Source organism: Dyella ginsengisoli LA-4, from assembly GCF_000334915.1.
Taxonomy (GTDB): domain Bacteria; phylum Pseudomonadota; class Gammaproteobacteria; order Xanthomonadales; family Rhodanobacteraceae; genus Dyella_A; species Dyella_A ginsengisoli_A.
This window is the reverse complement of sequence record NZ_AMSF01000055.1, coordinates 91,608-117,595: the sequence shown is the minus strand read 5'-3', so window position 1 is coordinate 117,595 and position 25,988 is coordinate 91,608. Positions and strand designations below refer to the sequence as shown.

General features: G+C 64.1%; 25 protein-coding genes. 6 read left to right on the top strand and 19 right to left on the bottom strand.

All coding sequences use genetic code 11. The features are described 5' to 3' along the window. Nucleotides 1-106: 106 nt before the first annotated feature. The 3 genes from C693_RS0112960 (at nt 107) to C693_RS0112950 (ending at nt 1,924) form a co-directional block, all read left to right on the top strand. Nucleotides 107-901 (top strand): thymidylate synthase, encoded by a 795-nt coding sequence (locus tag C693_RS0112960; protein ID WP_017462710.1) that lies wholly within the window; start codon nt 107-109, stop codon nt 899-901. Between the two features lie 136 nt (nt 902-1,037). Continuing rightward, the gene (locus C693_RS0112955; protein WP_017462709.1) at nt 1,038-1,526 is read left to right on the top strand and encodes a dihydrofolate reductase; all 489 of its coding nucleotides are present in this window, start codon (nt 1,038-1,040) and stop codon (nt 1,524-1,526) included. Next, nucleotides 1,526-1,924 (top strand): NUDIX domain-containing protein, encoded by a 399-nt coding sequence (locus C693_RS0112950; RefSeq protein WP_017462708.1) that lies wholly within the window; start codon nt 1,526-1,528, stop codon nt 1,922-1,924. The genes C693_RS0112955 and C693_RS0112950 overlap by 1 nt, the downstream gene beginning before the upstream one ends. A gap of 4 nt (nt 1,925-1,928) precedes the next feature. Here C693_RS0112950 and coaE read toward each other — a convergent pair whose 3' ends face one another. The 4 genes from coaE to pilB form a co-directional block, all read right to left on the bottom strand. Beyond that, nucleotides 1,929-2,534 (bottom strand): dephospho-CoA kinase, encoded by a 606-nt coding sequence (gene coaE, locus C693_RS0112945; protein WP_017462707.1) that lies wholly within the window; start codon nt 2,532-2,534, stop codon nt 1,929-1,931. A 7-nt stretch (nt 2,535-2,541) separates the two neighbouring features. Beyond that, on the bottom strand, nt 2,542-3,399 hold the full coding sequence (locus tag C693_RS0112940) for a prepilin peptidase (RefSeq protein WP_017462706.1): 858 nt from the start codon (nt 3,397-3,399) through the stop codon (nt 2,542-2,544). Between the two features lie 72 nt (nt 3,400-3,471). Continuing rightward, complete coding sequence (locus C693_RS0112935; RefSeq protein WP_017462705.1) at nt 3,472-4,734, bottom strand: type II secretion system F family protein; 1,263 nt, start codon at nt 4,732-4,734, stop codon at nt 3,472-3,474. A gap of 133 nt (nt 4,735-4,867) precedes the next feature. After that, nucleotides 4,868-6,595 (bottom strand): type IV-A pilus assembly ATPase PilB, encoded by a 1,728-nt coding sequence (gene pilB, locus C693_RS0112930; RefSeq protein WP_026107401.1) that lies wholly within the window; start codon nt 6,593-6,595, stop codon nt 4,868-4,870. 161 nt (nt 6,596-6,756) lie between these two features. Between pilB and C693_RS0112925 the strand changes: the two genes are divergently transcribed. Genes C693_RS0112925 through C693_RS0112915 form a run of 3 tightly spaced genes read left to right on the top strand, consistent with a single transcriptional unit; the run spans nt 6,757 to nt 9,893 of the window. Further along, nucleotides 6,757-7,644: a glycosyltransferase family 2 protein gene (locus tag C693_RS0112925; protein WP_052329395.1), complete on the top strand. Its 888-nt coding sequence runs from the start codon at nt 6,757-6,759 to the stop codon at nt 7,642-7,644. A 48-nt stretch (nt 7,645-7,692) separates the two neighbouring features. Then, nucleotides 7,693-8,859: a glycosyltransferase family 4 protein gene (locus C693_RS0112920; RefSeq protein WP_017462702.1), complete on the top strand. Its 1,167-nt coding sequence runs from the start codon at nt 7,693-7,695 to the stop codon at nt 8,857-8,859. After that, nucleotides 8,856-9,893, top strand: a complete 1,038-nt coding sequence (locus C693_RS0112915) for a glycosyltransferase family 2 protein (protein ID WP_017462701.1) — start codon at nt 8,856-8,858, stop codon at nt 9,891-9,893. Before C693_RS0112920 ends, C693_RS0112915 begins: the two co-directional genes overlap by 4 nt. Here C693_RS0112915 and C693_RS0112910 read toward each other — a convergent pair. The 15 genes from C693_RS0112910 to C693_RS21780 all read right to left on the bottom strand — a co-directional run bounded on the left by C693_RS0112910 (nt 9,890) and on the right by C693_RS21780 (nt 25,910). Next, nucleotides 9,890-10,444 (bottom strand): methyltransferase domain-containing protein, encoded by a 555-nt coding sequence (locus C693_RS0112910; RefSeq protein WP_241762670.1) that lies wholly within the window; start codon nt 10,442-10,444, stop codon nt 9,890-9,892. The two genes, C693_RS0112915 and C693_RS0112910, sit on opposite strands and share 4 nt — an antisense overlap. Nucleotides 10,445-10,685: 241 nt before the next feature. Further along, the gene (locus tag C693_RS22690; protein WP_017462699.1) at nt 10,686-11,708 is read right to left on the bottom strand and encodes a glycosyltransferase; all 1,023 of its coding nucleotides are present in this window, start codon (nt 11,706-11,708) and stop codon (nt 10,686-10,688) included. Nucleotides 11,709-11,730: 22 nt separating this feature from the next. Continuing rightward, nucleotides 11,731-13,188, bottom strand: a complete 1,458-nt coding sequence (locus tag C693_RS21800) for a lipopolysaccharide biosynthesis protein (protein WP_083868308.1) — start codon at nt 13,186-13,188, stop codon at nt 11,731-11,733. Between the two features lie 26 nt (nt 13,189-13,214). Then, nucleotides 13,215-14,189: a 3-oxoacyl-ACP synthase III family protein gene (locus C693_RS0112895; protein ID WP_017462697.1), complete on the bottom strand. Its 975-nt coding sequence runs from the start codon at nt 14,187-14,189 to the stop codon at nt 13,215-13,217. Continuing rightward, a complete protein-coding gene (locus C693_RS22685) occupies nt 14,182-14,811 on the bottom strand; it encodes a hypothetical protein (RefSeq protein WP_017462696.1) in 630 nt (209 codons plus the stop codon). Before C693_RS22685 ends, C693_RS0112895 begins: the two co-directional genes overlap by 8 nt. Continuing rightward, nucleotides 14,808-15,542: an SDR family NAD(P)-dependent oxidoreductase gene (locus C693_RS0112885; protein WP_026107399.1), complete on the bottom strand. Its 735-nt coding sequence runs from the start codon at nt 15,540-15,542 to the stop codon at nt 14,808-14,810. The genes C693_RS22685 and C693_RS0112885 overlap by 4 nt, the downstream gene beginning before the upstream one ends. Then, nucleotides 15,535-16,572 (bottom strand): aromatic ring-hydroxylating oxygenase subunit alpha, encoded by a 1,038-nt coding sequence (locus tag C693_RS0112880; protein ID WP_017462694.1) that lies wholly within the window; start codon nt 16,570-16,572, stop codon nt 15,535-15,537. Before C693_RS0112880 ends, C693_RS0112885 begins: the two co-directional genes overlap by 8 nt. After that, nucleotides 16,562-17,623, bottom strand: a complete 1,062-nt coding sequence (locus tag C693_RS21790; protein WP_017462693.1) for a 3-oxoacyl-ACP synthase III family protein — start codon at nt 17,621-17,623, stop codon at nt 16,562-16,564. The genes C693_RS0112880 and C693_RS21790 overlap by 11 nt, the downstream gene beginning before the upstream one ends. Then, complete coding sequence (locus C693_RS0112870) at nt 17,620-17,859, bottom strand: acyl carrier protein (RefSeq protein ID WP_017462692.1); 240 nt, start codon at nt 17,857-17,859, stop codon at nt 17,620-17,622. Before C693_RS0112870 ends, C693_RS21790 begins: the two co-directional genes overlap by 4 nt. Beyond that, nucleotides 17,856-19,043 (bottom strand): DegT/DnrJ/EryC1/StrS family aminotransferase, encoded by a 1,188-nt coding sequence (locus C693_RS0112865; protein ID WP_017462691.1) that lies wholly within the window; start codon nt 19,041-19,043, stop codon nt 17,856-17,858. Before C693_RS0112865 ends, C693_RS0112870 begins: the two co-directional genes overlap by 4 nt. A 28-nt stretch (nt 19,044-19,071) precedes the next feature. After that, entirely contained in the window at nt 19,072-20,949 is a 1,878-nt protein-coding gene (locus C693_RS0112860) for a hypothetical protein (RefSeq protein ID WP_100243716.1), read from the bottom strand. A 103-nt stretch (nt 20,950-21,052) separates the two neighbouring features. Continuing rightward, nucleotides 21,053-22,990 carry a hypothetical protein gene (locus C693_RS21785; protein WP_157798630.1) on the bottom strand — a complete coding sequence of 646 codons (1,938 nt, stop codon included), beginning with the start codon at nt 22,988-22,990 and terminating at the stop codon, nt 21,053-21,055. 70 nt (nt 22,991-23,060) lie between these two features. Next, a complete protein-coding gene (locus C693_RS24390; RefSeq protein ID WP_017462688.1) occupies nt 23,061-23,495 on the bottom strand; it encodes a pilin in 435 nt (144 codons plus the stop codon). Between the two features lie 120 nt (nt 23,496-23,615). Beyond that, nucleotides 23,616-24,059, bottom strand: coding sequence for a pilin (locus C693_RS0112845; protein WP_017462687.1), 444 nt, complete (start codon nt 24,057-24,059; stop codon nt 23,616-23,618). 450 nt (nt 24,060-24,509) lie between these two features. Continuing rightward, the gene (locus tag C693_RS21780; protein ID WP_017462686.1) at nt 24,510-25,910 is read right to left on the bottom strand and encodes a hypothetical protein; all 1,401 of its coding nucleotides are present in this window, start codon (nt 25,908-25,910) and stop codon (nt 24,510-24,512) included. Nucleotides 25,911-25,988 lie beyond the last annotated feature (78 nt).

The window sequence follows — 25,988 nt, the reverse complement described above, 5'->3', positions numbered from 1 at the left end:
CGTTGCCTCCCTGGGAAAAGTCCGAGTCTAGGCGCGTGCGCCGGTGCCGGGGAGTGACCCTTGTCATGCCTCCCGGTCGACGGGCGGCGGCTGGTAATCTTGGCGGATGCGCGCCTACCTCGACCTGCTTCGCCATGTGCTGGAACACGGCACCGAAAAATCCGACCGCACCGGCACCGGCACGCGCAGCGTGTTCGGCTGGCAGATGCGTTTCGACTTGGCGCGGGGCTTCCCGCTGGTCACCACCAAGAAGCTGCACCTGCGCTCGATCGTCCACGAGCTGATCTGGTTCCTGCGCGGCGAAACCAACATCGCCTACCTCAAGGAGAACGGGGTCAGCATCTGGGACGAGTGGGCCGATGCCCACGGCGATCTCGGGCCGGTCTACGGCGCGCAGTGGCGCAGCTGGCCCACGGCCGATGGTGGCGCGGTGGACCAGATCCGCTGGGTGGTGGACGAGATCCGCCGCAATCCCGATTCGCGCCGGCTGATCGTCAGCGCATGGAACGTGGGCGAGCTGCCGAAAATGGCGCTGATGCCCTGCCACACGCTGTTCCAGTTCTACGTCGCGGACGGGCGGCTGAGCTGCCAGCTGTACCAGCGCTCGGGCGACATCTTCCTCGGCGTGCCGTTCAACATCGCCAGCTACGCCCTGTTGACCCACATGGTGGCGCAGGTCTGCGGCCTCGAGGTCGGGGATTTCGTCCACACGCTGGGCGACGCGCACCTGTACAACAACCATTTGGAGCAGGCGAGGCTGCAGCTCACACGCGAGCCGCTGCCGCCGCCGACGCTGCGGCTGAACCCCGGGGTACGCTCGATCTTCGACTTCCGCTACGAGGACGTGGCCATCGAGGGTTACCAGTCGCATCCGGCGATCAAGGCCCCCGTGGCCGTCTGATCGACCCCGCATGACCGCCTGCGGGACCCCGTACCCGGCCGTCAAGGGTGCCGTGCCCGTCGATGCGCGGTAGAATCCGCCGGTTAACGGTGCGCCCCGGGCGCACTGCGTTGCCACTTTCGCAGCAAGGATTGTCATGGCCGTTTCGCTGATCGCCGCCCTCGACGAGAACTTCGCCATCGGCCGCAAGGGCCAGTTGCCCTGGCACTTGCCGGACGACCTGCGCTGGTTCAAGGAGCTCACCCTCGGCAAGTACGTGCTGATGGGCTACAACACCGCGCTGGCGATCGGCAAGGCGTTGCCGGGCCGCACCAATCTGGTGCTCAGCAAGCGCCACGAGGCGCCGTTTCCGGGGCAGGTCACGGTGCGCTCGATCGAGGAGGCGCGTGCGCGTGCCGACGGCACGGGCCTGATGGTGATCGGCGGTGGCCAGGTCTATGCCGAGGCGCTTCCGGTAGCCCAGCGCCTGTACCTGACCTGGGTGAACGCTGCAGTGGATGGCGCTGACACCTTTTTCCCGGGCGTCCATTTCAGCGAGTGGACCGAGGTTTCGCGGACCCACCACAAGGCGGACGCTGACCACGCGTACGACTTCGACATGGTCGAGTACATCCGCAACGCCTGATGGCCCTGCCCGGACCGCTGCATGTCATGGCCGGCGTGCTGCGCCGGCATGATGGTGCGGTGCTGGTCACCGAGCGCCCGCCCGGCAAGCATCTGGCCGGGCTATGGGAGTTTCCCGGTGGCAAGCTCGAGCCGGACGAGATTCCGTTCGCCGGACTCGTGCGCGAGCTGCGCGAGGAGCTGGGCATCGAGGTGCGCGAGGCGTATCCGCTGCTGGTGCTGCCCTGGCGGTACGACGCGTTTCACCTGTTGCTGGACACCTGGGTCGTGACCGCCTGGGACGGCACTCCCTGCCCGCTGGAGGGGCAGGGCCTGCAATGGCATCGACCCGAGGCGCTCACCCCCACGCAACTGGCGCCAGCCGACCAGGCGATTCTCCGGACCCTGCTCGGGAGCTGACTTCTCAGGCGCGGGCAAGCGCGAGATAGCGCGCATGCAGGGCGCGCACCTGCTCGTCCAGGGCGTCTTCGGGGCCGCCGTTGTCGATCACGTCGTCGGCGATGGCCAGTCGTTGTTCGCGCGATGCCTGGCTGGCCAGCATGCGCCGGGCCAGTGCCTCGTCCACGGCGTCGCGCCGCATCAGCCGGCGCACCTGTTCCTGCGGATCCACGTCGACCACCAGCACGCGATCGACCCAGCGGTAATGCGCCAGGTTTTCCACCAGCAGGGGGATGGCCAGGATGCAGTAAGGCCCCGGATCATCGTCGGCGCGGTCGCGCAGCCACTGGCGAACGCGTGGGTGGATGATCGCCTCGAGCGTATGGCGGGCATCGCGGTCGGCGAAAATGCGACGTCGCATGGATGGGCGGTCGAGGCGTCCGTCGGCGCCCAGCACCTCACCGCCGAAAGCCTCCACGATGGCGGCCAGGCCAGGTGTCTCCGGCTCGATCACCTCGCGTGCCGCGCGGTCGGCGTCGTGCACGCCGACGCCGAGGGCGCGGAAGCGGTCTTCCACGGCGCTCTTGCCCGCAGCGACGCCCCCGGTGAGTGCGACCACGAAGCCGGACACGGATGCCTCAGTGCAATCCGGTGAGGTGGGCGTAGGCCGCCCACAGCTGGTCGCCCGCGACGAACCAGACCCAGCCCGCGGCCGCGATGAAAGGACCGAACGGCATCGGGACATCGCGTTCGTGGCGCTTCAGCGCCATCAGCGTGCCACCCACGATCGCACCGATCAGCGACGACAGCAGCACGACCGGCAGCAGGCAGCCCAGCCCCATCCAGGCGCCAAGGGCGGCGAGCAGCTTGAAGTCGCCGTGTCCCATGCCCTCCTTCCCGGTGAGCAATTTGAACCCCCAGTACACGCTCCACAGGCTGAGGTAGCCGATGGCCGCGGCGAGAATGGCCGGGCCCGGTTGTACGAGGAAGGGGGCCAGCGACAGCAGCAGACCCAGCCACAGCAACGGATAGACGATCTGGTCGGGCAGCAGCTGCGTGCGCAGGTCGATGCCGGACAGGGCGATCAGGGCCCAGGTGAAGGCCAGTCCGGCCAGTGCCGGCCAGCCTGCGCCAAAACGCCAGACGATCGCCGCGCTGCACAGGCCGGTGACCAGCTCGACCAGCGGATACTGTGCCGAGATGGGTTCGCTGCAATAGCGGCAGCGCCCTCGCAGCAGCAGCCAGCCGAAGACCGGGATGTTGTCGTAGAACGCCAGCCGGTGCTTGCACTTCGGGCAGTGCGAAGGCTCGAACACGATGCCCGGCGGCGGTGCCTGCGGCTCTCCCTCCAGTTCGAGCACGGCGATGGCATCGGCCCGCCATTCGGCTTCGAGCCTGGCGGGCAGGCGCAGGATCACCACGTTGAGGAAACTGCCCACCAGCAGGCCGAGCACGCCGGCGGAAACGATCCACATCCAGAGGGGCAGGTCGGTCATGGTTTGCCTGTCGCGGAAAAGAAAAGGCCCCTTCCCGCGGGGGAAGGGGCCACGAGACCCGGGCGGGCTCTCCTAGACGGTCGCCGCCAGCTTGAAGATCGGCAGGTAGAGCGAGATCACCATGCCGCCCACCAGCACGCCCAGGATCACCATGATAAGCGGCTCGAGCAGGGTGGACAGGGTATCGACGGCGTTGTTGACCTCTTCCTCATAGAACTCGGCCACCTTGAACAGCATGCTGTCCAGGGCGCCGGATTCCTCGCCGATCGCGGTCATCTGCACCACCATGTTGGGGAACAGGCCGGTCTGGCGCATGGCCAGCTGCAGCTGGTGGCCGACGGCGATGTCGTCGCGCATGGCCTTCACGGCGTCGCTGTAGACCACGCTGCCGGTCGCGCCGGCCACCGCATCGAGTGCTTCCACCAGCGGTACGCCCGCCTTGAAGGTCACGCCCAGCGTGCGGGCGAAGCGGGCGATGGCCGACTGGCGCAGGATGTTGCCGATCACCGGCAGCTTCAGCATCAGGCGGTCGAGGAAATGGGCGAACTTGACCGAACGCCTCTTGCCCATCACCAGCGCCACGACGCCGCCGACGATGCTGCCGATCACCAGCCACCAGTACGCCTTCATGAACTCCGAGGCATTGATCACGATCTGGGTGGGCGCGGGGAGCTCCGCGCCGGCGTCGCGGAACGTCTGGGCAAATACCGGCACCACGAACAGCAGCATGATCATGCTGACCAGCAGCGCCACGGCCAGCACCATCACCGGGTAGAACAGGGCCTTCTTGATCTTGGCCTTGATGCCCTCCATCCGCTCCTTGTAGGTGGCCACCGTGTCCAGCACGGTATCCAGCACACCGGCCGATTCGCCGGCGCGGACCAGGTTGCGGTAGAGCTCGTCGAACTGGACGGGGTACTTGGCCAAGGCCTCGTTCAGCGAGGCGCCGCCCTCGATGCCCTGCTTCACGTCCGTCAGGATGTTCTTGAAGCGGACGTTCTTCTGGCCGTCGGCGATGATCTCGAAGGACTGCACCATCGGCACGCCCGAAGCCATCATGGTGGCGATCTGGCGACTGAAGATGGCCACGTCGCGCGGCTTGACCGTACTGCCGGTGGCGCCGAACAGCGGCTTGCCCCGTTCCTTCACCGTCTGCGGATTCATGCCCTGGCGGCGCAGTTCCGCCTTGACCAGCGAGGCGTTCTTGGCGGGCATCTCGCCCTTCATGCGCTTGCCGCGCTTGTCCAGGGCCACCCAGTCGTACACGGTCGCCTGACTGACCTGGGCCCGCTGGGCGCCCAGATCCCGCGGATTCTTTGCCGTCGCCGTAGCCATGCGTCTCCCCCTCATCCCACCTTGAACCGGCCCGTGGCCGGCGGTAACTGGTACAGCTTATTGCATTTCCGATGCCGTTTTCCGTGGCAGGACACGCATCCGCAATGTGTCGCGGGCCACGGAACCCGGCGCTTCAGTCCTTGGTGACGCGGTCGATCTCGGTCAGGCTGGTCAGGCCGTGCTTCACCTTGAGCAGGGCCGAGGCGCGGAGATCGTTGATGCCGGCCGCCTTGGCTGTCTCGGCGATTTGCAGCGCATTGCCGCCCTTGAGGATGATCTTCTGGATCTCCTCGAGCATCGGCATCACCTGGTAGATGCCCACGCGCCCCTTGTAGCCCTCGTTGCAGCCATCGCAACCGGCCGCCTCGTAGATGGTCATGCCCTCGTCGATGTCCTTCTGGCTGAAGCCGGCCGCCAGCAGCGCTTCGGGCGGCAACTCGATCGGCTTCTTGCATTCATGCAGTCGCCGGGCCAGGCGCTGCGCCACGATAAGGGTGACGGACGAGGTGATGTTGTAGGGCGCGATGCCCATGTTCATCAGTCGCGAGATGGTCTGCGAGGCGTCGTTGGTGTGCAGCGTCGACAGCACCATGTGACCGGTCTGCGCCGCCTTGATGGCGATCTCGGCGGTCTCCAGGTCGCGGATTTCGCCGACCATGATCACGTCCGGATCCTGGCGCAGGAAGGAGCGCAGCGCTGCGGCGAAGGTCATGCCGCGCTTGGTGTTCTGCTGCACCTGGTTGATGCCCTCGACACGGATTTCCACCGGGTCTTCCACGGTGGAAATGTTGCGTTCGGCGGTGTTGAGCATGTTGAGCGCGGTGTAGAGCGACACCGTCTTGCCCGAGCCGGTGGGGCCGGTCACCAGCACCATGCCGTAGGGCTTGTGGATCGCATCCACGTAGAGTTTCTGCTGCTCTGGCTCGTAGCCCAGCTTCTCGATGCCGATCTTGGCGGCCGAGCCGTCCAGGATACGCAGCACGATCTTTTCGCCGAACAGCGTGGGCAGGGTGCTGACACGGAAGTCGACCGCGCGGCTCTTGGACAGGTTGAGCTTGATGCGCCCGTCCTGCGGCACGCGCTTCTCGGCGATGTCCAGCTGGGCCATCACCTTCAGGCGCGAGGAGATCCGGCTTGCCAGCTTCATCGGTGGGCTGGCCACGGCGCGCAGCATGCCGTCCATGCGGAAGCGCACGCGGTACTGGGTCTCGAACGGCTCGAAGTGGATGTCCGAGGCGCCCCGCCGGATCGCATCGACCAGCACCTTGTTGACGAACTTCACCACCGGGGCGTCGTCGCCCCCGGTGGCGTCGATGCCGGTCTGGTCGGCCTCCTCGTCGCCACCGGAGGTCTCGAGCTCGAGGTCGTCGAGATCGCTGCCGCCCATGTCGGAGATGTTGGCGTTCATGGTGCTCATCGCACCGTCGATCGCCCGCTGCAGCTGCCCTCGCTCGACCAGGATCGGCTCCACCATGCAGTTGGAGTGGAACTTGATCTCGTCCAGCGCGTGCGACTGCATCGGGTCGGCGATACCGACATACAGCCGCTTGCCGCGACGGAACAGCGGCAGGGCGCGATGCTTGGTGATCAATGCCTCGCTGATCAGGTTCAGCGGCATGCTGGCCGGCGCCAGTGCGGTGACATCCATCATCGGCATGCCGAACTCGACCGAGGCCACCTGGGTGAAGCGCGTGCTGTCGACCAGCTGGTGATCCAGCAGCCAGGTGGCCAGCGTGGCCTTGGCCTGGGTCGAGTCCGCCACGGCCTTGCGGACATCGGCCTCAGGCACCACGCCCTCCGAAACCAGCCTGCGGGCCATGCCCGAGAGACCAGCAAGAGATGCCTGTACTTGAGATGACATGGTGAAATCTGCCCCAGCCCGCTGATTCACGTGGAATTTACTCCACTCTAGCAGGGCGGTCATCACTCGCAAGCGCTCCGGTCGGACCCATTTCCGGGAGATGCGAAGCAGTCCCGGCTTTGGCCGGGGCGGGGCGCAGCGGCAGGCGAGGTCGCCGCGCTATGATCACCAGCCACCGTCGGGGGAATCCTGGTTTGAAGACAAGCATCATCCTTCCCGCCAAGAACGAGGCGCCAGCGCTCGCCCATCTGTTGCCCGCCCTGAACTCCCTGTACCCGGAGGCGGAAATCATCGTGGTCGACGACGGCTCGACCGACGACACCCGGGAGGTCTGCGCCCGATCCGGGGTGACCTGCCTGTCCTCCCCTTACTCGATGGGCAACGGCGCGGCGATCAAGCGCGGTGCCCGGGCGGCCACGGGTGATGTGCTGGTGTTCATGGATGGCGACGGCCAGCACGATCCGGCCGATGTCGCCCGCCTGCTTGCCCGGCTGGAGCAGGGCTACGACATGGTGGTCGGAGCTCGCTCCTGGGAGGGACAGGCGGGGGTCGGACGAGGCGTCGCCAACACCCTCTACAACTGGCTGGCCACGCAGATGACGGGCCACCGCGTGATGGATTTGACCTCCGGCTTCCGTGCGGTACGCGCGGACAAGTTCCGCGAATTCCTGTATCTGCTGCCCAACGGTTTCAGCTATCCCACCACCAGCACGATGGCGTTCTTCCGCAGCGCCTACCCGTTGGCCTACGAACCCATCCACGTGGCCCAGCGCGACGGCACCACCAGCCATATCCGGCCGCTGCGCGACGGCATGCGCTTTCTGTTGATCATCTTCAAGATCGCCACGCTGTACTCGCCCCTGAAGCTCTTCGTTCCGGCGAGCGCGGTCTTCTTCCTGCTCGGCTGCTTGAACTATGCGTACACACTGCATGCATACAACCGCCTGACCAACATGAGCACGCTGTTGTGGAGCGCTGCCGTCATCGTCTTTCTGATTGGCCTGGTGTCGGAGCAGATCACGAGCCTGATCTACCGTCAGTCGAACTGACATGAGTGAGGAAGAACTCCCCGGCCTCCACGAACGGCGTTCACACCCATGACGCGGGTCCAGCTCGTTTGTCAGTTCGGGCAACCGGTGCGCGGGCTCAGTCCGTATGGTGATGCGCTGTTCGGGAGCATGCCTCGGGAAGAGGGGCTACAGGTCGACAGGGTGGATTTTGCCAGCGCCTATCCGTCCGTGCTTCATCCCGCGGAGCGAGGGGGCGCGAAAGGACCGGGCGGCGCCCTGCATTGGGCCAGCCCCCTCAGTTGGAACCAGGTCGCACGGGCGCCGGCGGATGTCATTCATATCCAGCACTGGGCCCCGCCCCTTTCGAGCTATCTATGGCCCCTTGCCGCGATGGCGCATCGCCGGGGCAAGAAGGTCCTCGTGACGGTCCACAATCCGCTGCCGCACGAAAAGTCCGGCATGTTCCGGATGCTCGAAGACCGGCTGCTGCGCAGCGCCGACGCGCTGGTGGTGCATGGGGAGGCGGCGCGCGAAGACGTGCTGCGACGATTGGGACGCCGCACGCCACCCGTGCACGTCGTTCCGCATGGTCTCGCGCCACTCCGGCAGCCAGCACCGGCCAGCGAGCAGGATTACCGGCGCCTCGGCCTCTCTCCCTCCCGGCGGCATGTCCTGCTGTTCGGGAATCTGCGGGGTTACAAGGGGCTGGATGTGCTGCTCGAAGCCTGGTCGAGCGTGCGATCGGAACTCGACGACGTCGTCCTGGTGATCGCGGGGCGGCTGTGGGGCGGTCGGCAGGGCATCGGCGGGAGACTGGCTGCTTCCCTGGCCGGCACCGGCGAGGAGGCGGCCGGCATCCAGGCGATGCTTGAAGGCCGCGCCTTGCGCGACCGAATCGTTCTGTTGGAAGGGTTTCAGAGCGACGAGGACATCGACGCGTTGATCAGGGTCAGCGCACTATCGGTATTCCCTTATCGTCGGCTCTCCGGCCAATCCGGCGCAGCCTGTCGTGCGGCAGCGATGGGTTGTCCCGTCCTGGTCAGTCGCGTCGGCGCGCTTCCCGACCTGGCCATCGACGACACCTGGATAGTCCGCCCAGGGGACGCGGACGAGCTTGCCCGCAGGCTGCTCGAAAAGCTGCGTGCTCCCGATACGCTTGCCGTTGCCGGGCAGCTCCAGCTTCGGGCCGTCAGCGGCTATGACTGGCCCACGATCGCGCGCATGCATCTGGATCTTTACCGGAGCCTTGCATGAATACGGACCGTGAGCGGGGCGCTCCGGATCCTCTGGTCAGCGTATGCATAGCGAATTTCAACGGAGAGCAACTACTCGACCCGTGCCTCGAGTCCGTCTACGCACAGACCCTCCCATACCCCGTTGAAATCATCGTGCATGATGATGCGTCCAGCGATGCATCCCTTGCGGTGCTGAGGTCACGCCATCCACGTGTGGAAGTCATCGAGAGCTCGAAGAATGTCGGGTACTGCCTGGCGAACAACCGCATGGCTTTGAGGGCAAGAGGGCGGTTTCTGCTCTTGCTCAACAATGACGCGACCCTCAGGCCCGATGCGCTCGAGGTTCTCGTCGATGCGGCGGAAGGTCAGCCGGAACTGACGGTCCTCTCGCTACCGCAGTACGACCCGGAGTCCGGGGCGCTTGTCGACAGGGGCGTGCGGCTGGACGTGTTCCACACGCCGATGCCTTCGCGGCTCCCGGGCCGGGCCGATCTGGCGTACGTCCAGGGCGCCTGTCTGTTCATCGGCAGGAGCGCGTGGATGGCCCTCGGCGGCTTTCCCGAGTGGATGGTCTCGAACGTGGAGGATACCTACCTGTGCCTGCTTGCACGCTTGAAGGGAGGCGTCGTCTCCGTAGTGGAACGCAGCGGCTATCTCCATCGGCAGGGAACAAGTTTCGGCGGCAATCGCGTCGTCGACGGCAAGTTGCGGACGAGCTATCGGCGGCGTTTTCTCAGCGAGCGCAACAGGGCGTGCCTGGTGCTGGTCTGTACCCCGACCTGGGCTGCCTGGCCCTGGTTCCTGATCCATCTAGCGGTGCTCTGTCTTGAAGGCTTCGCCCTGTGTGCGTTGATGCGTGACGTCGGTGTCTGGACACGCATCTACTGGCCGGCGATCAAGGGGGCCGTTGGCCTCCTGCCGACGCTGATCAAGGCGCGCAGTGCAGCGCAGGCCGGGCGCGTCATGGGCTTCTGGAGTTATGTCGGGTTGCTGGACAAGATCCCCCAGAAACTCCGCGTGCTGGTCCGGCACGGCTTGCCTGACCTGACCTAGCCGGTTGACCTTCTGCGGAACAGGAAAAACGGTTCGGCCGGATTGACGCCGGTGTGCAAGGTGTCGACACCGGGCAACAGTTCGTCGTGTCGCCCGACCAGGTTGTCGAATCCCTGCGATGCGATGCGATCGAAGATGTCCCGCCCGAACAGGCGGACATGATCGGCTTGGCCATAAGCCTGCAGTCGCGCAGCATCCGTGTCGATGCCCGGGTCCTGCCAAGTACGATGCAATTTTTCGCTGTACGGCGTCTGCAGGATGGCATACCCCCCGGGCTTGAGCACGCGACGAACTTCGTTGAGCGCCCTCACATCGTCGTCGACGTGCTCTAGTACGTGGTTTGCGATGACCAGGTCAAACGACTGATCGGCGAACTGCATTTGAAGCATATCGACACGCTGTACATTGGGGGAGCTCGGGTAGAGGTCGCAGGGAACGTATCGAGCGGGCGCCACATCGATAATGCGTAGTGCAAGTCGCCTTTCCGGTGCGAAATGCAGCACGGACTTACCACGCATGCCCGCCAGCATGTTGGTCTTCTCCAGATACATCAATAAGTGCCGCTCTCGGTCGTGTGCTCCGCAACGGGGACATTCAAACCAATCGGGGTCGCTGCCAACAGTGTCGATTACGCGCATAAGTTCAGGCACGCCTGCCGACCCATGCATGTAAGGCATGAAACGCCATACTCGGTGGCCACATAACACACACCGGCACCGGCCGCCAGGTACCCAGCCCGCTAGCACATATTTGGCGAGTTTGACGAGTTTCATCATGTTCCAGTGAGGCACGCTAGCGACGATATAGCACTTTGGATGGATTACCGCGCGCGTCTTTGCGGATTCGGCCGATGACTTCCTTGTAAGCAATGCGCAGAATCGATCCAGCTGCCAGTAAAATAGTCCGTGTCGTTCCATATGGCGATGCGCGCAACGCGCGTGGCAACCACTCCCTCAGCAGCTTGATCTGGCGCGTCCGCAGCGACCGATAGAATACGCGTCGGATGAAGTCGGCGATGCCGTGTGCGAGGTCATCATCTGTGACCATCTCACGAGGCACACTCATAATTGCCTCCCAGTAGAGCTGGCGAACACGGTTGTTATCGTGTGCCACCATCGATCCAGTCGAACCGATACGGTAGGAAACCAACGGTTCTGACAAATGTGCCAAGAAGCCGTTTCGAGCCAGCAGTAAATGCCCGCGATAGTCGATTGATGCAACTTCGATTTCGAGCAGGGCTGAGCGAGATGTCGCGCGATAGACCACCGAGCTGTTGTTGAGAAAATTGCCTCGACGCAAAAGTGCGCCCAAGCCGAACTGCCCATCTCCGACATCATTGAATATACCGATGCTTTGGCTGTTCTGATCGACCGTCTGGGCATTGGTAAAGACTGCGACACAGTCAGAATGCTCGCGCAAGTAGTTGATTTGACGAAGAAGCTTTCCCGGAAGCCAGTAATCGTCGCCGTCGAGATAGGCGTAAAACTCGCCACGCGCAGCGAGCAGGATTCGTCGATGATTCAAGGTCGAGCCAACGTTCCTGTCGGCAGTGATGACCCGGATGATGTCCGGATGCGCCTCTTGATACCGCAGTGCGACGTCACGGGTGTTGTCGGTCGAGCAGTCTTCGCCGATAAGCAACTCGATCGGCAAGTCGGTTCGCTGGGCCAGCACGCTGTCGATCGCTTGCGCCAGGTAGGGGCCGTGGTTGTAGGCGAGCATGAGCACACTGACAACAGGCTGCTTGACCAGTGCAAGGTGGTCACTGATTTCGTGGCTATCGTGCGATACGTCACTGTTGGACGCTGGCGTCATGTTGCGGTCTCGTTGACAGGCATCATTGGGTCGGTGTGTCGGACCTCTCGCGCAGCGTGCGCACGATGGTCAACAAGCCGTTCAGCGCAGTATTTCGCGTAAGAACGGCCAGCGTGCCATAAACCATGCCTGCCGCCGCAATGGCACCAAGCATCGACGCGGGCCCGGGCCTCGCCCATTGCAGAATCATCCAGCCAACCAGTGCCGCCACCAGCGACAATGCGAAGGTCGCGGACTGATCTAGCAACTGCGCGAATGGGCCGTAATCGAGCAGTCTTTTCGAGTAATAGGCGTTCATGCCTACGCCAAAAAGGCTAGAGAAAAGTACGGCCCAGGCGATGGCAAGCGGTCCCCAGGGTGAGGCACTGGCGATCAGCAGGATACCTACGACTTGCTTGATAACTTCCACCCTCAACAGCAGATTCGATCGCCCCTGTGCACCGATGGCCGCCAAGTTGAGTACGTGGATGGGCCACAGTGCGGCGCTCAGGGACAGAATGCTCAGGATGGGCGCCGCGGGGCTCCAGCGTGCTCCGTAAACTAGTTCGATCAGCGGCCTGGCGACTAGCGCGATACCCACCATGCAGGGGACAAACAGGAACATCGCCATGCGCAGCGACGCCCTGAAGGCAGATCGCAGCCTGGCCCGGTCCTGCGCGATCGTGGAAAAGACCGGTAAGCCCACCCGTTTAAGAATGCCGTCAATCAACGAGGCGGGAGCCTGTTGGGTATTCTGCGCGAGGGTGTAGTACCCCAGTGAGCTTGCATCGAACAACTTGCCGATCAACAGCGATTGCAGGCGCATGGCAGCCGCGTTGAGCAATCCCGAGAGCAGCATGTAGCCACCGAACCCGAACAGGCTGCGGAACGATGCTCCGCTATAGCGACCGCGCGGCCGCCATCCGGAATAGAGCCACAACAGGAGTCCTCGTGCGCCGATCGAAACGATGCTCTGCCACGTCAGGCTCCACACGCCGAACCCACGCAATGCCAGCACCACCGCTACGGCTCCCGAGCACAACGAGGCAATCACTTCCGCACGTGCGCGCGCCTTGAAGTCGAGCCGCATCGTCAACAGCGCATCTGGCACTGAAGCGAGAGCTCCGAGCGGCAACACCAGCGCCATGACGCGAGTCAGATTTGCCAGCCTTGGCTCGTGGAAAAAGACTGCAATGGCCGGAGCGGCGAGCACCAGAATGCTGGCGGTGAGAATGCTCGCGCCGACCGTGAAGATGAAGACGGTAGTTTCGTCGTCAGCTGTTGTGCGCTGGCGCTGTACCAGTGCCGCCCCGAAACCCGAGTCGACCAGCAGCGTGCCGACGCTGGTAAATACCAACAAAATCGCAATCAGGCCAAAATCGGCCGGCGAGAGCAGTCGCGCCAACACAACCATGACAAGAAACTGCACGCCGTAGCGTGTCAGGATCTCCAGCGTGCTCCACCATGCTGCATTGGCCGCACGTCGTTCGAGATTTGACATATGTGTAAGCGCCGTGAGTAGCAGGTTCAGTCGTTGCCTACATACTCAAGCAGCGCTCCCCCCCAGGACAGACCTACGCCGAAGCCTATCGCCAGAACCAGATCACCACGCTTCAGATGATCCTGCTGGTCCAGCAACAGCAGCGGGATGGACGCGGACACCGTGTTTCCCAGTTCCGCGCAGTTCTGCGGGACTTGGTCATTCTCCAGGCCCATCTTGTAGGCAAGCTTGCCGAGAACGAAACTGTTCGCCTGATGAAAAGCAAACATCCGAATATCTTTCCTGTTTAGCCCGTTGTCCTTCAATGCGGAATCAACAGCGTCTGGCACCACCCGCAGAGCGAATGACAGGATGCCCGGTCCATTCATATGGATGCCCTGGGCAATGCCTCTGTCAGGCTGGATAGCCGAGCCCCGGGCGATGAAGTCCTCATAGCCGGTGCCGTCCGCATAGCAGCGGGAATAGAGCAATCGAAAGCCACTGGGCTGGGTCGAGAAGATGGTTGCAGTCGCCGCGTCGCCGAACAACACGCGGGTTGTGAGGTCATCGTGCCGAATCAGCCGCGTGTAGCAGTCGGCGTTTACCAAGACTGCTTGTTGCAACGCCTTGCTCCGCACCATCGCAGCCATGAGATGGGCGCCATAGATGAATCCGCTGCAACCCTGGTTGATGTCCATGGTGTAGCAGTCTTGTCTGAAGCCAAGCTTGCCGTGTACTCGCGACGAGACGCCGGGAATCAAGTGATCGGGCGTCTGCGTGCAAACGATCAGCCCGTCAAATTCACTGGCGGTACTCGTGCTTTGCAGAAGCAATTGCTCCGTGGCACGCAAAGCCAGGTCACTGGTGTATTCCCTCTCCCCGACGATCGGTCGGCTCAGTACCCCAGTCTTTTTGACGATACGATCGCAGTCTGCGGCAGGCTGCCCCAACGTGTCGGCATCGTTGAACTCGGTTTGCGAGCCATGTGCGGAGGCAATCAGGTTGAGATAGACGTCAGTCATGAGGCTTGCCGTATGCGATGACCTTGGCGGGTGAGCCGAAGACGGTGGTGTATGGCGCGACGTCCCTGATTGCCACGGCTCCTGCGCCAACGACGGCCCCCTCTCCGACCACGATATGCGGCAACACCACGGCGTGCGGATGAATCGTGCAGAACGGCCCCAGCCTGGCGTGGCCGCCAATGAAGGCATGCGAGCTGATGGTGACGCCGGTGCCGATGGCGACGTCGTGACCCACCACGGCGAACCCCTGCACCAGCAGGTCGTCACCCAGCGCCACGCCGGCGGAGATGCTGCAGGCGCCAAGGAAAATGCTGTTGATTGCATCCTCCAGCGGCGTCGCGGTCATCGCGTCGGGGGAAACCAGGCTGGCGAAACGCGCGCCGCGCGCCTGCAATTGCGTGCGGACCTTGTGCCGTGCACGCCCGTCACCGAAACAGGTGAGGTAGCTTGCGTCCTGCCGCGGCTCATGGCCCTGGATCGGTCCCAGCACGTCGGGCTCGCCGGGGTTTTCATCGTCGAGAAAGCCCATGACGGCGAACGGCATGGCTCGCGCCGAGATCCACGCAGCCACCTCGCGGCCAAAGCCGCCACGACCCAGCAGCAGGAGGGGCTTCGCGCTCATTGGGCCGTGAATCCGCCATCGACGACAAGCGTCTGGCCAGTCATGAAGGCCGCATCGGACGAGAGCAGGAAGCGGATGGCGGCGGCGACCTCGAGAGCCGTCGCGTAGCGCTTGCCCAACGGGTAGCGGGCGCGATCGGCCTGCAACGCCTCCTCCGACAGTTGATGGAGATCGTCCACGAGTTCGGTCTGCACCATGCCGGGAGCCACGCAGTTCACGCGTATGCCCTTGTGTGCCAGTTCCAGTGCCATCACCCGCGCAAACGCAGTCAACGCCGCCTTGGTGCCCGCATAGCTGGCCGTGCCCTTGATGCCTACTTCCGGACCGAGGATGGAGGAAAGCAAGACGATCGCGCTACCGGCATTGAGCTTGTTGCCGCGCGCGAGCTCGGCCACCAGGGCCAGTGGCGCCGTCTGGTTGATCGCCACGATGCGCTGGTGCGTTTCCAGCGAGAAGAAGCGCAACGGGTTGTTCTCCACGATGCCGGCGGAATGGACCACGCCATCCAGTGCCGGCACCGGAGCGAGCACCTCGCGATAGCGCGCGAAATCGGTGAGGTCGAAAGCCAGTGGCAACACCGCGTCGCCGCCATGCTGCACAAGTTCCGCAAGGCGCTGCGGATTGCGGCCGACGGCCACCACCTTGGCGCCCTCGGCCAGCAATCGCCGTGTCGTGGCGAAACCGATCCCCGAAGTAGCGCCCGTAACGAGCAGCGTCTTGCCTTCAAACATCGTTCGTCCTCGCCAGGTAAAGCGCATGGAAGTGCGCGATGCGCGCCTCCTGGGGCTGCAACTGCACCTCAAAGCCTTCCGCCTCCAGCCCCTGCTGGCAAGCCTCGACCAGGACCTTGTCCTCCGCCAGCGCTTGCTGCGTGAAGGCGATCGCCTCCTCTTGCATGTGCTGCCGCAGCGCAGGCGGCAGCGCCTTGAGGGCAGGCAGCTCGAACAGCCGCCAGGCCAGCCGCGTGCGCGTCGCGTCCTCCGGGATGACGTGGCTGAGGAAACCGACCAGGCCATTGGTATTGGACAGGAACAGGTCCGGGAAGACGTAGGCATGGCGATAGAAGTGCCCGGCCTGCGGCGCGAGGCGGCGAAGCGCCGCGGTCTTGTCCGCCGCGTCGGCGGAGAGCAATTCGCTCCACGAGGTGTGTCGGCCGCCATGCCAGGCGTAGCGGCCGGTGGAGGTGAAGCCCGCAGGCCTGAAGCTGTTGCCATGGACGAAACTGAGGTGGTAGCCCTCGAGCACGTTCTCCACCAGCAGTTTCCAGTTGCAGGCATGCTCCATGACAGCGGCATGGAACGGCGTATCCGGCACGACGCCGGTGTCGGCCAGCACCTGCGCCACCTCGTCGACGACCGGTGCCGCGCCACCCAGCCCAAGGAAATGCAGGCCGTCCGATTCGCTGACCGGGTAACTGCCCAGCCGGCACCTGGCGATGCCGGCCCTATCGGCCAGCGGGGCCGCGGCGAGTGCGCCATCGTCGGCGTAGCTCCAGCCGTGGTAGCCGCAACGGAACGGCCGGTTGCCGCAACCCGGCAAGTCGATCAGCGCATTGCGGTGCAGGCAGACGTTGTCGAACGCGCGCACGCCGCTGCGCGTGCGGCGAATGGTCACCGCCTTGCGGCCGATCCGCAGGCTGCGGTAGTCGTCGGGCCGGGCAAAGTCGGCCTGCGTACCGACGAACAACCGCTCGGCGAAGATCGTCTCCAGCTCGCGCGCGAAGACGCCGGGATCGCCGTAGCAGCGCCGATCAATAGACATCGTCGGTGTCGATGCAGGGGAGCACGGCGGCCGCCGGCAGCTGGAAGGTGGCGCTCCCCCAGGACAGGCCCACGCCGAAGCCCGAGGCGACCACCCAGCGGGGTACATCGAACAAGGCGGCGTTGGCGCACAAGGTCACCGGGATGGACGCCGAGCTCGTGTTGCCGTAGTGCTCGATCGACGTGGGCACCCGATCCGGCGCGAACCCGAGCTTGCGGGCGATGGTGTCGTTGATCATCCGGTTCGCCTGGTGCAGCAGCAGGAAATCGAAGTCCTGCGCCGCGCGGCCGCTGCTGGCGATGGCACGCTGGATGCTGCCTGGCACGCGCGAAATGGCGAAGCTGAAAATGTCCGCGCCGCGCAGCACCAGGTTGTCGGCGCGGCGCTGCACGCCGTCGCTGCCGGTGACATCGGCAATGCGTCCGTCGACGGGTGGCAGCCGGGACGCCAGGCCGCCGCCGGGAATGATGATGGCCTCCTTGCCGGCACCGTCGGAGCACAGGTCGAGATGGATGGGAGGCGCGCTTTCGTCCAGCTCCAGCGCGGTGGCGGAACCGGCATCGCCGAACAAGGGCCAGGCGCTTTTGTCATGCTCGGCGCAAACACGGCTGGAGACGTCCCCGATCAGCAGCAGTCCGCGGGTGATGCCCAGCGTGCGCATCACCGAGCCGGCCACGGCCAGCCCATAGGGGTAGCTCGAGCATCCGAGGTTGATGTCGAACGCCATGCAGGTCGACGGCAGGCCGAGCTTGTCCTGCAGCACGATGCTGGTTGCCGGGACCGGCTGGTCGCCGGTCTGGGTGATCAGGATCAGCGCACCAAGGCTGGCCGGATCCCAGTCGAGGTGGGCCAGTGCCGCCCTGGCTGCCGCCAGGCAAAGGTCGGACGCGCACTGCCCCGCGGCCACAATGCGGCGCTCGGCGATGCCGGTAGCCTTCTGGAAACGCTGGCGTTCCTCAGGTTCGAGATAGGCATAGTCCGCCGTGCGCGCCACGCGGGTCGGCGTCGCTGCCGTCACCGCGCGGAGCGCGACGCCCGTGACTGCGTTCATTTTGCCGCCGTGCTCTTCGAAGAAACGATGGCCCAGATATCGTTCACCGTTGAGGACGCCTCGATGTCACGTCCGGTCACGGTCACGCCATAGTCGGCATCCGCCATGGCGATGACCGCCAGCGTGTTGAGTGAATCCCAGCTCGGGAGCTCCTTGAAACGGGTGTCCGGCGTGAGCGTGTCGGCTTCGACCTCAATGGCGAAGGCGAATTTCTCGATGAAGTCGTCGATGGTCACGATATGGGCCTTTTGTCGATAAGTGCGACGATGACGTCGCGGATGGTGGACACCGCGACATCATCCACCGCGGCGCCGTTCGGGAGCACGATAACTCGACCGGCTACAGCTTCGCTGTTGGGCAACAGCAAACCAGCGTGGGGATATAGGTCGCGATAGGGTTTCATCTTGTGGCAGCCAGGCCAGAAGTACTTGCGTGCCAGAATGTTTTCAGCTTGGAGAGCGGCAACAATCTCATCACGGCCTGCCGGGCAACGCGCGCCCACTTCTACTACTAGGTAGTGATAGCTGTTCCTCTCGGAGGATCCGTATTCCAGCACTGATATGCCAGGAATGTCGTTCAACGCGCGCTTGTAGGCGTCATGGTTGCGCCGGTTGACCGCGACGATGTCATCGAAGCCGTCGAGGTTGGCGAGCCCCATGGCGGCGCATACTTCGATCATCTTGCCGTTGGTGCCGGGGTGGATGACGTTGTCATAGCCGTTGAAGCCAAAGTTGCGCATCAGGCGGATAGTCTCGGCGAGCTCGTCGTCATTGGTGACGACGGCACCGCCCTCCATGGTGTTGAAAGCTTTGGTTGCATGGAAGCTGAGCACCTCGCAGGCGCCAAAGCTTCCGATGGTCTGCCCCTTGTAGGTGCTGCCAAAGGCGTGCGCGGCATCGAACATGAGCTTCAGCCCATGCTCGTCTGCAATGGCCTGTAGCTCATCGACCGGAGCGGCGCGACCCCACAAGTGCACACCGATGATGCCCGTGGTGCGCGGGGTGATCATTCGCCGCACCGAGTCAGGGTCGAGGTTGTGCGTGGAAGGGTCGATGTCTGCGAAAACGGGTGTGATCGCCTGCCAGTGCAGGGCGTGAGCGGTGGCGATGAACGTGTAGGAAGGTACGATCACCTCGCCTTCCAGACCCAGTGCTCGAATGGCGATTTCCAGCGCCACGGTGCCATTGCACATGGCGATGCAATGCTTCACGCCCAGCAGGGACGCGATTTTCGACTCAAGTTCGCGAACCAAGGGGCCGTTGTTGGTGAGCCAGCGGTTATCGAGGATCTGGCTGGTCAGCTCGAGGAAGCGTTTCTGGTCGCCAATGTTCGGACGACCGACGTGCAGCGGCTCCTCGAAGGCGGGTGGTGCTCCGTTGATCGCCAGGTCTTTGGTGGTTTGAATGCGCTTGGTTGCCACGCGATCGATTCCGGTTTGGGCGGGTGGTTCAATGACTAGCGGGGAGTTCGGCGGTCAGTTCATGGATGTCCGCATCCAGGGAGCCCGCCACATCTAGCTTCTCTAGCTCCCGGATCTGGATTCGCGCTTCGCTGACCTGATCCAGCGCCAGGGCCTCCCGCGCCAAGGTGATCCGATAGGCTGGCTCGCGTGGATCGGCGGCACTTGCCGCTTTTGCCATCCTGAAGGCCAGCTCGTGGTCCTTTAGAATATTCCAGGCGTAATCGCCATAGCTCGAAAGCAGTCTGGGGCTGGGGGCTGCGTGGGAAATGGCGGCTTGGAAGGCTGCGACCATCTTCTCTGTAGGCAGTGGGCAGTGTCCATCGCGGGCACACTGGGTCAACGCTGCAAGTGAGCTCTCGTCCTGTACGCCAGGCTTCCGGGCCCTCAACTTGCCGATCAGGCTGTCCCACCATGCATCCTTGATCGGGAGATGCATCCGGGAGTTCATAAAGATCAGCGCCTGCTCCGGCAGGATCGAGCTGTCGGGCAGTTTCATGGCGCGCTCCAGCGGCGCGTACGCCAGCCGGGTGAAGCGGGATTCCGGGTCGTAGCGCGAGTAGATGATGTAGGTCCGGCCCAATTCGTACTGCGCGCGCGGCGAGTGGGGAGCCCGGTCGGCCAGCTCCACCGCCAGCGACAGCGGATTGCCCCAGGCCTGTGCCGTCATGGCGGTCAGCAGGGCCCACCAGGCAAGCAGGGCGCCCAGCAGTGTGCGGCGGGTCAACGCGAATGCCGGGCGTGCCGGTGCAGGCATCGCGGCAAGCGCCGGTATGACCGCCAGCAGCAGTCCGAAGCTGGCGAAATAATTGCGGTGCTCGTAGATCAGCTCCAGCGGCAGGATGGTGCCGGTGAGCAGGTGGCATCCCAGGAACAGCGCGATGCCCAGCGAGGCCAGCGGATACCGTCGGCGCAGGCGCACCGCCATCCAGCCGAGCGAGACCAGCAAGAGTGCGCTCGGCAGCGTGGTCCATGGCTGCAGCCAGCCTTGCGAGACATGGAAATCGTCGTGATAGAACGAGAGGTCACCCGGGGTGGGCGCCAGCGTCCATCCGATGTAGTCCGAGACGATGCGTGCCTCGCTCAGCAGCCTGGTGCGCAGGGTGAAATCCCGTGTGGCCCAGGTAGCCGGTTGCAGCAGGCCAGGGAGAAGCCAGGCCAGGCCGAGCACCAGCGGCAGCAGCAGCGTGACCACGAACAGGCCCAGGACCGGAAGGCTGCGGCGCCGCTGACGATCGCGAAAATCGAAAAGCACCCACTCTGCCAGTGCGGCATAGAGCGGGAGCATGGCGGCGGTTTCCTTGGCGGTGAGTCCGATGGCGGTGCCGGCGATGACGCTGGCGCAGCACAGCCACAGGCCGGACGTGGTGCGGCCCTCGAGCATCCTCTGGCGGCCGGCGACATACCCGAGCAAGCCCATCAGCACGAACAGGTTGGCCAGGCTCTCCATGCGCTGCACCACATAGAGCACCCCGGTCAGGTTGACCGGCAGCAACAGCCAGGCCGCGGCAATCAACCCGGCGAGGACGGCTTCGCGGGCGGGGTCGCCGGGGGCGTCCCGCGAGGCGCAGCGAAGCAGTCTTCGCGACAGGGCGAACACGAGTGCGCCGTTCAGCAGGTGGATCAGCAGGTTGGTGGCCTTCATCCAGAACGGATCGAGGCCGGCGGCGAGGTAGTTGGCGGCGAACGTGAGGGACGACAGCGGGCGCTTGAACTGGCTCGACGGCGAGGAGAGCGCTGCCCGCGTCAGCATGGCCACGCTGGCGTGATCGGGCTGGACGCCATGGTTGTCGACGATGTTCGGGTAGTCGTCGAACAGCCAGCCGCCGGACAGACCCGGCCAATAGACGCAGGCGGTGACCAGCATGGCCAGGTACAGCGGCCATGCCCTGGGCATGGGCGGAAGCTTGGTATGGCGCATCGGAGCCGTAGTAGACGAGCGGCGACCGAAAGGGTCGCCTCGGGCCATCTTAGTGACCCGCCCCGTTCTTGGCTTGCATCTGGCGGATGGTCGCGATGTCTTCCGCGTTGATCGCCCGGTCATCTACCAGCAGCCGGCGCAATTGCGGCAGCCGCCGGTAGTCCGCATGCTGCAGGGTGTCGATCGCCCGATCGTAAAGTCCTGCACTGACCAGGTACTTCGCCTCCAGCCGCGGGATCTCGGCGTCCGGATCGTTCTGATAGGCGGCCTGGAGCTCGGCGATGGTCAGTGCGAGGTTGCCCTGGCTCACCGCCCAGAAGTGTCGCTGGTAATGCAGGAAGCCGGCGGCCACGCCGTTCTGTGCATAGGCCGGGTTGGCCAGCATGGCATCGCTCAGCGACCACCAGCGTCCTGGCGTAAGTGCCGTGCACTGGTGGGCCGCTGCCAGGTTTCGCAGTTGCTCCATGTTGCTGAAGCCGGCGCGATCGAAGGGGGCCTCCCTGAAAGTCCTTTCGAGATGATCAAGGTCTGACTCGTCTAGCGTTCCCTGCAGGCAACGCAGATACACGCGATCACCGGCTAGGTTGCTGCTGAATGGATACTGCCGGATGGACCGGTCTAGCACATCCAGCGCGGCCCGCAACTGGCCGTGTTGGGTGAGGCGCTCGACCAGGAACGTCTGCGCGCGGATCGAATCGGGGTCGGTGTTGGCCCAGGTCAGCGCCAGCCGGTCGGCCGAGCTGTAGGTGCGTGCACTGAGCGCGGTGGTCAGGGTGCAGGCGGCCAGCCAGGCCACGGCCAGCACCGAAGCCAGGCGTCGCGCCGTGCCCGGAGCCGTTCGTGCCAGGGCCAGCCCCAGCGCCACGAACGGGCCGATGATCGGCACGTAGTTGCGATGCTCGAAATACAGCTCGAGCATGATCGTTGAACTCTCCAGCAACTGCCCGCCCAGGTACCAGAGCACTGCCAGCGCGAACAGCGGCCAGCGGCGCCGGCCGAACAGCGCGGCACCTGCTATCGCCGGCACGAGGGCGAGCGCCGGCAGGGTGGTCCAGGGCGAGAGCAGGCCGCGCGAGACCATGAAGTCATCGTGGTACAGCCCGTACAGGCCGAAGCGCGGCAGGAAGATCTTGCCGAGGTAGCTGGCGAGCACCCGTGGCTCGGTCAGCAGGCGCTCGCCGAGTGAGAAGTCGCGTATTCCGGCGTGCAGGCTGATGGGGATGATCCACAGCAGGAAGCCGACCACGAACAGCACGATGGGCCAGATCAGCAGCCGTCGCCACCAGGCCAGTGCGCGCGGCAGTCGCTTCACCCGGTCGCTGATCAGCGTGCTGTCGATCACCAGCGCGTAGAGCGGGAGCAGCAGGCCGTTCTCCTTGCTGAGCAGCGCCAGACCGGTGCCGGCGCCCAGCCCGAGCGCCATCCAGGCGCCACGACGCCATGAGGGGAGATCCTCGCGCAACAGGCCGTGCAGGTATGTCAGCAGCCCGGTGACGGTGAACAGCGCCATCAGCAGGGTCATCCGCTGCACCACCAACGAGACCCCGGACAGCTGGATCGGGTTGAGCAACCACGCCGCGGCGGCGAACAGGGCGGCCCAGTCGGCGCGCGCTGCGCGAGCCGTGTCCTCGTCCTGGGTGGTGGCGAGCCAGAGCCTAGCCAGGCGCCTGGTCAGCACATACACCAGCAATCCCACCACCAGGTGCAGCGAGAGATTCACCAGCTTGAACGGAAACGGATGATCCGGCCAGTCGGACTTCTGCAGCAGGAAGCTCAGCATCGCCACCGGCCGGCCGGGAAAATCCCGCGGCTGCGACAGGTAGATGCCCAGGTCGCGCCAGCTCGACACATGGTCGATGCTGGTCAGGGCGGCGAGATTGGGGAAATCGTCGAACAGGAACGGGCCGTGCAACGCGGGCCAGTAAATCAGAGTGCAGACAACTAACGTGGCCCCGAGCAGAAACAGCTGCGAACGTGATGCGGTCATGTAAAACGGCTCCCCTGAGAGCTGGGAGCATGGCATATTGAATGGGTCTCGGTGAATCAGCTGAGCATGATCACTTGCATGCGGTGGGCGTAAATGTTGCCGGAGCATCGGTGCTGCAACTCCAGGTAAAGTTGCCGTCGGCGGCTGGGCTCATGCTGAACAACACCTGCTTACCTTGCAATTTGACGGACACCGAGGTGTCGCGCATCGTCGCAGTGATCGTGCAGCCACTGACTCCGCTGCCCACAGTGGCGCTGGCTACGTATTTGCCCGAGTAGCTTGCAGGGGCGCCAATGCTGCCGCTGCCGTTGCTGGGGCAGCTGCCGGCTTGGCTGTAGTACTCGGCCACATCCGTCTTGAGCCCGTCGACGACGGTGAATGCCTCGCTCAGTTCGGCCTTGCCAATGGAGTTGTTGTAGACGGTAATGGCGATGCTGGCGAGGATGGCTATGATGGCCACCACGATCATCAGCTCGATCAACGTGAAACCGCGCGTTGTTTTCATGACGGAATTCAACCCCCTGATTGGTCCCGCAGAAGTATGCAGCCGTTATGCCACGGTCGTAAAAAAAGACCTCTCCGAAGAGAGGTCCTTTTAATATTGCGATGAAGTCCTGCTTTTTGATTACTGGCAAGCTTCCGGCTTGTACTTGGAGGCAATGGCTGTGGCGGAGCAGACCCACGAGAAGCTGCCGCCGTTGTCCGTGCCAGTGAAGGTGACGCTCTGACCCTTGAGCGGCGTCGAGACGGAACCCGCCGTGCTCTTGAACGCAACCGTGATCGTGCAGTTGGGCTCGGTGCCGCCCGCGGTGGCTGAGGTGACATACTTGCCGGAGTAGCTGACAGCCTGCGAGATGCCGCCAGTACCCGGAGTCGGGCACTTGCCGGTCTGGTTGTAGTACTCGACGATCGGCGTCTTCAGGCCGTCGGCGATGGTCTGCGACTCAGAGAACTGCGACTTGGTGACGTAGTTCTGGTACTGCGGGATGGCGATGGCTGCCAGGATCGCGATGATCGCAACCACGATCATCAGTTCGATCAGGGTGAAGCCCTTCTGCATGCTCTTCATGGTGGTTCCTCTTCTTTGGTTAGCTAACCGGATGATGCCCCCTGAGCCCCAGTCCCATATCCCCCTAGGCGGGATCGGACCCCTTTCACGGTCAGGAACGACCAGGAAGCTCGCAGGATGACAAGCACTGAGCATGCCAGCCTGCGGCGCCAATTTCTCCACGTTGGCGACGGCGCCGATTGTGCATGCGGTCACGAAAGACTTACAAGGGAATGGCTGGACCAAACGGGATCCGCAAAGCGTGAACTGTGAGGCAGGTACATATCTGCCCCTTGACGTCACATTCTGACAATCCGTGTCGACGCGAACTTGGAATCCGTAGGGTTTACGGCTGGCAGACCATGGCTATGGGTCGGAGCTTCACCCGTCGTCGCGAGTTCAATACCGGGACAACCGGCATTCGCTGCCTGGTGGGGTGACATCGCCTTGTTGAAGCCCGGGTGGCATGGATCACCCGCCCCGGGTCGCTTCACCCGGATCTTCCCTTGATCCTCGGGCCGCGGGTGCCGTGTCCCCTCTCCGCTGGCGCAGGAGCCAGTGAATGATCACATGCAGCCCCAGGCCGGCCACGAGAATTTCGAATCCTCGATAGGGAATCGCGTAGCGGGGTTCGGCCTGGAGAATGGAGTGGACCAGGGTCACGTAGACAAGCAACAGCGCTGCCGCCTGGCTTGTCGGACATTTGCGGGCACCCCGCCACAAGAGGCTGATGCAACCGGCGAGGGCAAGCACCATCACCAACGGATTCAATGCCCAGCACAGCGACGCCAGGATGCGGAAAGCCGGGTTCCGCAGAAAGGGGGATGCATAGGTCGGGTAGACGTAGATGTCCCCCTGGCCGATACGGATGCCCCAGTCCCACAGCAGGGCGGGCTTGCTGAGGTACCAGCGGAGATAGCGCACGGGTGCCCCGGCCATGCGTGCGCCGATGCGCGAGAGGCCTTCTCTCGGGTTGGCTGCGGCGACATCGGCCTCGTGCTGGATCGCCCGATAGGTTCGCAGGCCTTCCGGATCGCCATCGGCCATCGCGCGAAAGCTGCTGTGATAGTCGGGCCGTGAGCCCTGCACCAGGTTGATCAGCGCACGGCCGCTCGACGACGCGTCTGCCGGGAGTTGCATGTTGCGCATGCTCCAGCATCCCGGAATCAGCAGAGCCGACAGCGCGAGCGTCATGGTCAGCCGCCGAGGCGACAGCTTCCGGACGGCCATGTAGATGGCCAGGAGGATGGCGAATGGAACCAGCACGGCGTTCGTCAGTGCCGCCAGGCCGAATGCCAGGCCGGCGGCGGTCATCCAGCCGACGCTTGCCCTGCGCAGCGCGAGACGCAGAAAAACGAAGGCCAGGGCGCAGAGAAATCCGTAGAGGGTTTCCGTCAGCAGATAACCATTGATGCTCACGTTGTGCGGCCAGATCGCCATCAACAGGCCGGTGGCGATCAGCCAGCGATCAGGGAGCCAGCCACGCGCCGCATTGGCCAGCAACACGACGGTAAGCGCACCCAGTAGTCCCTGGCTGGCCAGCACGTGCCAGTACCAGCTGGAGGCATCCGCGCTCGCATACATCCAGATGGCGAGAAAGGCCGGGTAGACCGGATCACGGAAACTGTCAGGAAGGACCTGCGCGGAACCGGGGGGCGCCATGGAGAAGGTGCCGTGGTGCACCAGATTCCAGGCGTAGGCGTAGTACTGGATGGCGTCACCGCGTACGGGGTGGTCCACCACCGCATGGCTCAGGTAATACCAGCGGATCAGCAATGCGCATAACCCGACGGCGGCCATGGCGAGCCACCAGGCCGGATGGCTGAGACTCGCGTTGTTCATGCCGGCCTTGCGAAGAGCTGGATCCCGCATGAGCTGCCTCCGTGTTGAAGCGACGCACCTTACCCGCTCTGTGCCACCAGCACGAGGTGCCACCCTTGCGCCCGTGCC